The sequence below is a fragment of the Intestinibacter sp. genome (assembly GCF_034113885.1).
GTDB lineage: Bacteria > Bacillota > Clostridia > Peptostreptococcales > Peptostreptococcaceae > Intestinibacter.
The window spans coordinates 1-7,748 of sequence record NZ_JAXEWM010000069.1; the positions used below are offsets into that span (position 1 = coordinate 1).

General features: G+C 29.1%; 9 protein-coding genes and 1 pseudogene. 1 reads left to right on the plus strand and 9 read right to left on the minus strand.

Annotated features, from left to right (window positions below; translation table 11 throughout):
- The 4 genes and pseudogenes from SPD90_RS04330 to larE all read right to left on the minus strand — a co-directional run.
- A pseudogene (locus SPD90_RS04330) lies at positions 1-666 on the minus strand (hypothetical protein); the annotation flags it as partial.
- Between the two features lie 163 nt (positions 667-829).
- Positions 830-1,420 carry a hypothetical protein gene (locus SPD90_RS04335; protein WP_320924421.1) on the minus strand — a complete coding sequence of 197 codons (591 nt, stop codon included), beginning with the start codon at positions 1,418-1,420 and terminating at the stop codon, positions 830-832.
- An 83-nt stretch (positions 1,421-1,503) separates the two neighbouring features.
- Positions 1,504-2,649 carry a THUMP domain-containing class I SAM-dependent RNA methyltransferase gene (locus SPD90_RS04340; protein WP_320624982.1) on the minus strand — a complete coding sequence of 382 codons (1,146 nt, stop codon included), beginning with the start codon at positions 2,647-2,649 and terminating at the stop codon, positions 1,504-1,506.
- 42 nt (positions 2,650-2,691) lie between these two features.
- Complete coding sequence (larE, locus tag SPD90_RS04345) at positions 2,692-3,489, minus strand: ATP-dependent sacrificial sulfur transferase LarE (protein WP_320624983.1); 798 nt, start codon at positions 3,487-3,489, stop codon at positions 2,692-2,694.
- A 226-nt stretch (positions 3,490-3,715) separates the two neighbouring features.
- Here larE and SPD90_RS04350 point away from each other — a divergent pair, with 226 nt between their 5' ends.
- Entirely contained in the window at positions 3,716-3,952 is a 237-nt protein-coding gene (locus SPD90_RS04350; RefSeq protein ID WP_320624984.1) for a hypothetical protein, read from the plus strand.
- A gap of 59 nt (positions 3,953-4,011) precedes the next feature.
- Here the strand turns inward: SPD90_RS04350 and SPD90_RS04355 are convergent, their stop codons facing one another.
- The 5 genes from SPD90_RS04355 to SPD90_RS04375 all read right to left on the minus strand — a co-directional run.
- The gene (locus SPD90_RS04355; RefSeq protein WP_320624985.1) at positions 4,012-4,770 is read right to left on the minus strand and encodes a M14 family metallopeptidase; all 759 of its coding nucleotides are present in this window, start codon (positions 4,768-4,770) and stop codon (positions 4,012-4,014) included.
- On the minus strand, positions 4,749-5,456 hold the full coding sequence (locus tag SPD90_RS04360; RefSeq protein ID WP_320924424.1) for a M14 family metallopeptidase: 708 nt from the start codon (positions 5,454-5,456) through the stop codon (positions 4,749-4,751). Before SPD90_RS04360 ends, SPD90_RS04355 begins: the two co-directional genes overlap by 22 nt.
- 159 nt (positions 5,457-5,615) lie before the next feature.
- Positions 5,616-5,945: an HIT family protein gene (locus tag SPD90_RS04365; protein WP_320924422.1), complete on the minus strand. Its 330-nt coding sequence runs from the start codon at positions 5,943-5,945 to the stop codon at positions 5,616-5,618.
- A gap of 290 nt (positions 5,946-6,235) precedes the next feature.
- Positions 6,236-6,598, minus strand: a complete 363-nt coding sequence (locus SPD90_RS04370; protein ID WP_320924425.1) for an arsenate reductase family protein — start codon at positions 6,596-6,598, stop codon at positions 6,236-6,238.
- Between the two features lie 23 nt (positions 6,599-6,621).
- A partial coding sequence (locus SPD90_RS04375) for a hypothetical protein (RefSeq protein ID WP_320924423.1) occupies positions 6,622-7,748 on the minus strand: 1,127 nt, incomplete at its 5' end.

The window sequence follows — 7,748 nt, forward strand, 5'->3', positions numbered from 1 at the left end:
GTCTAGAATAGACAGCTTATCGTTTTCTAAATTACAGGCATATACTTTCATTTTATTTGTCTTATCATTATAATTATAAACTATTAAATCTAAAATTTTATCATCATTTATATCCTTTACCATAATGCCTAGTTTAGTAAATCTGTTTCTATTGAAGTAGTTAAAATTATTTTTAGAAATTAATTCATTTATTTGACCGTTCTCATACCTACAAATAGTAAGTGTTGTCATATAATCATTTTCTACAAGCAAAATTATTTCCTTATTTCCATCATTATCTAAATCATAGAAATTTGCGTATTTTATTTTATTCCCTACCTCTGTATAAGATATATCGTAATTTTCATCGTTATTGGGATCTAGTATAGTAAATCCAACCTCATTTCTCACTCTTATACCTTCCTTTTTTTCGAAAAATACTATTTTGTCTTTTCCAGTTTTATCTAAATCCACTTGATTTATCTTTCCTACCTCTGTAGAATTAGACGGCAAAATCAAGGCAGCACTTCCCAAAACTCTAGTTACTTCTTCTGATAAATCTTTTTTATCGGAATTATATACAGGCAAATTGCTAAATAGACTTTCCGTCGTATATTCTCTATTGTAGCAGCCTGTACATAATACAGTCACTAAAGACAATATTCCTACTAACTTTAGTAGCTTCATTACATTCCTCCTATTTTCTGATATATGTTATAAAATTTCCTTTACTCTAATTATACAATAAGTACGGAAAAAATCAAAAGAGTTGTCATAAATGATTAAATTAAATCATCTACGACAACTCTTTAAATTACAAAGCATAATTATTTAAAATAAATATTTTAACCTATTGCTTTTTAAAATTTTCGTCTGACCAAATTATATCATCATTATCTAAGTCTATGTCTTCTTCTTCAAAATCACCTCTATAATTAGGAGCTTCCTCTTCTATTATATCTTCATTATCTAAATTTTCGTGGACTTCCTTTATATTTATATCCTCTTCTTTATTTTGCTGTTGATTATGGTGCTTGTTATTTCTTCTTTTTTGTTTTTTGTTTATTTTATTTTCTTCGTCATTTTGTAATTCTTTGCTTTTATAATTTTTATGACTCTTTTTTATCTTATTTTTTTTGTCCTTTACAGATTCACCTAAATCATTTTGATCTTTACTAGATTTTTTATTTTTATTGACTTGCTCATTTTGATTATGCTGTTTGCTTTTTTTATTTTTTTTGCCTAAATTAAATTTAAGTGAACCCTTCTTAGGTCTAGATTTTGACTCTGTTTTACTTTCCTGTAAATCGAATTCTTCTTTTCTCTCCTCTGGAACTAACTTATTTAAAATCACATCGTTGTACTTTTCTTCGTATTGACTTTGATTGTTGTTTTCTACGTTTTTATTTTTATAATTTTTTTTATTGTTCTTTGCCCTCATTTAAAAATAACACCTCCCAAATGTTATATAATATTTATATTTTTATATCTTCGTTTTTATAACATCTGAGAGGTAAAATTTTCTTATTTTCTAGGAGGCTTTGGTCCTAAATATTGATATAGGTAGCTTTTTAGCATACCGTTGTATAACTTTCTCTTTTTAGAAGCATCTTGTCCAAATTCATTTTCAAAGTCTTCATAAGAAGTTATCATATAATATGACCAATTTTTCAATTTTCTAAACGCATATCCCAATTGTTTATATAGCATTTTTACAGTCTCTATATCTTCAAGTCTCTCTCCATAAGGTGGATTTGTGACTATAAAGCCGTACTCTTCATCGCTTTTAAATTCTGTAGCATCTGCTACATTGAATTCTATATAATTTTCAACGCCAGCTATCTCTGCATTCTCTCTAGCTATCTCTATTACTTCTTCATCTATATCGTATCCGTAAATTTTGAAGTCTATATCCTCATTCATAAGGTCGTATGCTTCTCTTCTAGTGTCCCACCAGATTTTTTTATCTAGAGTTCTCCATTTTTCAGATATAAACTCGCGATTAAGCCCTGGAGCCATATTTATACCCATCATAGCAGCCTCTATTAGTAGAGTACCTGAACCACACATAGGGTCTACTAGAGTTCTTCCAGGTCTCCAAGGAGTTAGATACATTATAGCTGCAGCTAATGTCTCTCTAATTGGGGCTTTATTAGCCTTTTCTCTATATCCCCTTTTGTGAAGAGCTACTCCTGTAGTATCTATTGTAAGAGTTACCTTGTCCTTGTGGATAAACACGTAAATAGGGTACTTCTCCTTGTCCTCTTTAAGTCTTCCAGTTTCTAGATAGCTTTTTTTAAGGCTCTCTACTACTGCCTTCTTAACTATAGATTGTATATCTGGTATAGAGTGCAATTTTGATTTTATTGAAGATGCCTTAGTTATTGGAAATTGAGCTCCATATGGTATATATTTAGCCCAATTTATTCTCTTTGTCCCTTCGAATAGCTCATCAAAGCTTCTAGCTTCAAATTCAGCTACCTTTAAATGAACTCTCTCTGCACATCTAAGCCACATATTTGCCTTAGCTATTCCGTATTCATCTGTCTTATATGTAACCCTTCCGTCTTCTGTTTTTACTATTTCAAATCCTAAATTTTTAATCTCATTTGCCAGCATTTTTTCGACACCAAAAAAACAAGGCGAGATTAGAGTATATCCTTTTTCCATTTATTCACGCGCCAGTACTTAAAAAGCACGACTCTCTCCTTTCTATTTATTTAAGCTTCCCATTTCATATCCATTTAAATCTAATGTAACGTATTTAAATCCTATATCTTTAAGTTTAGTATACACATTTTTCATCATTTCATCATCAAAAAATTTATTAATTTCATCCTTAGCTACTTCTATTCTAGCTATATCTGAATGTATTCTAACTCTATACTGTCTAAATCCTAAATCTTGAAGGTAGTTTTCAGCTTCTTCTACTAGTCTAAGCTTTTCTTCTGTTATTTTATCTCCATAAGGAATTCTACTTGCAAGACATGCAAAAGACGGCTTATTATGTGTTTTTAATCCTAATCTCTTTGATAAAATTCTTATTTCGTCCTTTGTAAGCTCGCTGTCTTTTAATGGACTGACTACATTTAATTCCTCAAGCGCCTTAAGTCCAGGTCTGTAATCTCCTAAATCACTTAAATTAGTCCCATCTAATATGTATTTTATTCCGTTTTTTTGGGCGTAATCCTTAATCATATTAAAAACTGCGCATTTACAATAATAGCATCTTTTCACTCCATTTTCAATAAAGCCTTTTTCATCGAAATTATCTACCTTTATTACTTCGTGCTTTACGCCAAACTCTTTAGTGTACTCCTTAGCTTCCTCTATTTCTCTACTAGAATGCATCATAGCATGTACAGTTACAGCTACTGCATTTTCTCCAAGTACATCGCTCGCCACTTTAAGCAAGAAGTTGCTGTCTACTCCTCCAGAATACGCTACTAAAACCTTTCCCATTTCTTTTAGCTTATTTTTTAATAATTCATATTTTTGATCTATATTCATTTTTTATCCTACCTTCCTCTTTATAAAACTATGTAAATCTAAAGTTATTATATATAAACCAAAATCATAAATCTATATAAACTTTATATTAGATAAAAAATATTTGTTATATATTCATATTTTTCATATTTATTTTATATGAATTATATTATTTTAAATATTATTATATATTTAATTTTAATATTATGTTATATTACTTATATACAACATTTAGGAGGAAATTGACATGGCAGCAGATTACAGCAAAATATTAGAAAAATTAATTAGATTAAATAGGGGTATGAATTTAAAGCTCAGAGAAAATACGAATATACTAGATGTAAATATCTACAATCAGACACTTTTAACTCTTGAGTTAGAATCTACGGATTTAGATAAACACAGCGAGTATATATATAATAAAATAATAGCACTTGAAAATGTAACTATGTACATCCCAAGTGTATATATAAAAGAAGACTAAAAACAAAAGGGCTATCACAAAATAATTTGTGCTTAGCCCTTTTTCCTATATCTTTCATATTATTCTAATATTATCCTACAGACATTGCTGTTATTATTGATCAAATTTATATTATATATAAAATATACAATTCCATCGTAGGGAGATATTATCTTTTGTAAAACCTCAGCTTCATAAGGGTCGAGTACCTCTCCAATTAAATCTCCCTTTTTAATAGATTGACCTAATTCTATATAGGTTCTAAGTATACCTGCCTTATTCGATTTGACATATACTATATCCTCTGAATTTATATGCTTAGTTTTATAAAAATCGTCCTTTAAATTCTCATTATATACATCTATATTTATCAAGAAATTTTTGACTGCATCTAAAACCATTTCTGTAGAAGAATCGCTTATTTTTTCATTTTCTCCTACATATATAGAAAATGCATTTGTTCCCCAAACCTGCCAATTGTAATTTAATGTAGTCGTATCGTAGGGACTTATCGATCTTACATAGCTAAAAGGAAGTCCAAAATAATCCATGAGCTCTGGCTTTTCATATCCTGTCTTCATCATAGTTACATGTGGAATAAACTCACCTTTTAGATAATAACTAGTAAATTGAATTCCATATTCAAAATCCTTTACATATTCAAATACATTATAAGCTATTCTCTGCGTAGTTTCTCCCAAGTCATACCCTGGAAACATCCTGTTTATATCGGTATTGTCTAGAGCCCAAAATCTCTTATTTATATTCATAGAAAAATTGTTTACTGTAGGTATGACTACTATTTTTTTAGATTTATCTATTTTATTTTTTGTCCGCATTTTACAATTCTATCGTGATTTATGCATGGAACAAATATGTCAGAAGCCCCTGCATTGCAAAAGCTCACGTCTTTATTAGTAGATATAATCGGCTCTTTTATATAGTACTGTCTTTTATCAGTCCAAATTCCCATCTCCTTCATTAAATTTAAAATTCCCTTTGTCATCTGATTGCAGTAATCCTGCGTAAGTCTCATACCTACACCTAATTCTACAACTATGCAAGGAGTTTTTAAAACATTTAATGAGTGGCATAGAGTAGACTCTAAAACAGTCGCACTTTCATGAATCCATATAAAATCTAAATTTAATTTTTTAGCGTATGGAAGTAAATACCTAGCCATATCTTTATTTATTCTCGCCTGTGGAATCTCTTTTAAAAAAATATTGCTCGCGTGCAAGTCGATTACCATATCTGATCCCTCTAATGCTTCTATTATATTGTGTGCATTTGCTTCTATCATAGATTTTTCGCTGTTTCCTGGAAATAATCTATTCATATCTAAATCAAAATCAGGTATACCCCTCGTTATCGAATCTATCCCTAGAGGGTTTAGAGCAGGATAAATATCTACTATTCCATTTAAATAATTTATATTTTTTTCAATCGTCTTTGATAAATTAAAGCATATCAACTGACCCTCTAGCTCATCTCCATGGGTACCTGTGACTATAGATTTAATTATTTATATATATTTTTTAAAAGTAAAAGAGCTATATAAATTAAATTTTCTAATTTATATAGCTCTATATTGCCCGATTATATATTAATATCTACTACTGCGATTATATTGAAACTATTACTAAATCTATTATTATATTTATTGCCGCGATGTTTAATTTAATTAAGCTATTTCTGTATTTGTATTTTCAGCTTCTACGTATTTAGGTATTAAGTTGAAATATAGATGTTCAGCTTGTCCATTTGCTTCACATACATTCATACTTAAATTATAATCACTTGGATTATATATACCTGCTAAAGCATCCTTACTCATATCTACTAATTGATGCATAGCTTCTTTTTCTTGTTCTGTTAAATAATTATAATCTGTTACATGTCTTTTTGGTACTATTAACATGTGTCCTGGTGTAGTTGGATTAGTATCAAATTTTGCATAAGCAAATTCATTTTCCAACAAATAATCTCTCTTTTGGCAATATTTACAATTCATATAGTCTCCTCCTCTTGTATTTTAAATGTATTAAATATAAAAATAAAAAAATAAGAAAATCCTTATTCTAAAAATCCATAATGTAGATTTTCTTGAAACACATTCACGGAAATTATATTTATTCACATCTTCAAAGGAATATAATTTCCTATGTGTTATAAAAATTTGTATTATTATTGTAGCATAAATTTCCAGATTTGTGTAATTTTTTTGATAATTTTGTCTATTTTTTTTAAAAAATATGCAAATTTTAATTTCGACAAAAATAAAATTTGCATAAATCTTAATATTTATTTATTATTTAATAGCTTTTCTTCATATTCTTTTTCTTTAAAGCCATTTATAACTATATCTTCTCCAACTATCATAGGTCTTTTTATAAGCATACCATCACTTGCTAGTATTTCTAGCAATTTATCGTCTGTTTCAGTTTTTACAATATCCTTAAGTCCTAGCTCTCTGTATTTTATACCACTTGTGTTAAAAAATTTTTTTATAGGCATACCGCTTTTTTTATAAATTTGTTCTAACTCATCTTTTGTCGGAGTGTCGTTTATTAAATCTATTTCTTCAAATTCAATATTATTATCTTGTAACCATTTCTTTGCCTTTTTAACTGTTGAACATTTTGAGTAACCGTAAAATTTTATCATAATATCTTCCTTTCTAAAATCAATTAATTTTCGTTCCATGGAACGAGCTGAACCTCTCCATATGCTCTGTCAATTAGCCTATTTGAGTATTCTCCTTTGTATCCGATTATATTTAATATAATCAATTCTACATATCTAGTTCCTATTTGTATTATATTCCAAATATCTTCAACTGTAAGAGTCGCTCTATTTCTCTTTCTCGTAGGATGGACTATTTTATTTCTATAGTATATAAGCAAGTCCACACCGTCGTCAAATCTGTCGTTTATATAATTGTCGAATAAAAATAATTCTTCCTTTCCATAAGGAATAGAGCAGACATCTAGTAGAGTCCTTATGTTTTTTGTAGCTAAATTTTCGTCAAATTCATCGTCTGTAAATATATGCTCTTGCTCAACTAATACTATATAAGACAGTGTTTCTAGACATATCTGTATAGATATAAGGTTGTTATCTAAAGTCAATCCGTCAAATGACTGCAAATACCAGTCGACAGCTTGTCTTATAGCTTGGTTGTAGTAGTTATCTGTCAATTTATTATTCATAAGAGTCAGATATTTCTCCATATTATGGTAATTAGATATAGTATCCTTCCAATTTGGTACAAATCTATATGGACTTATAAAAGTCTCCCTCCACAATCTATATACGTTTTCTCCGTCTTTGTAGCCAAATGCCGCACATATATCTACATATCTTCCGCACATAAAGCTAAAAGAAAGCGCCAAATTGTCAAATAGCTGATTTACTATATTTGTTCTAAAGGATTTTTTATCCTTTCTCCTTATTCTGCCGCTATGCGTTATTATATGTGCATCTCTGTCTTTTAATTTTTCATCTAGCTCCTTAGTAAAGTCAAATCTCTTATCTATTACAACTTCAAAATCACCTGCATTAAATTCCATTCTTCCTGCAAATAGCTTGTCGTTATATCTTATTAGTTTCCCAAAATATTTATCAAAATTTACGACATCAAAATCGACATAATCGACCTCGTAATTTTTAGATCTTATATGTCCGTGGTTTATATATCCTTCTATAGTCGAGTCATTTATAGAGCTTATCGTAACAGAAGCCGGCTTATACTGGTAAATTTCAATTTCTGCTGAATCATAATCCAATGTAATATTTACATCGTAATCCTTAATCG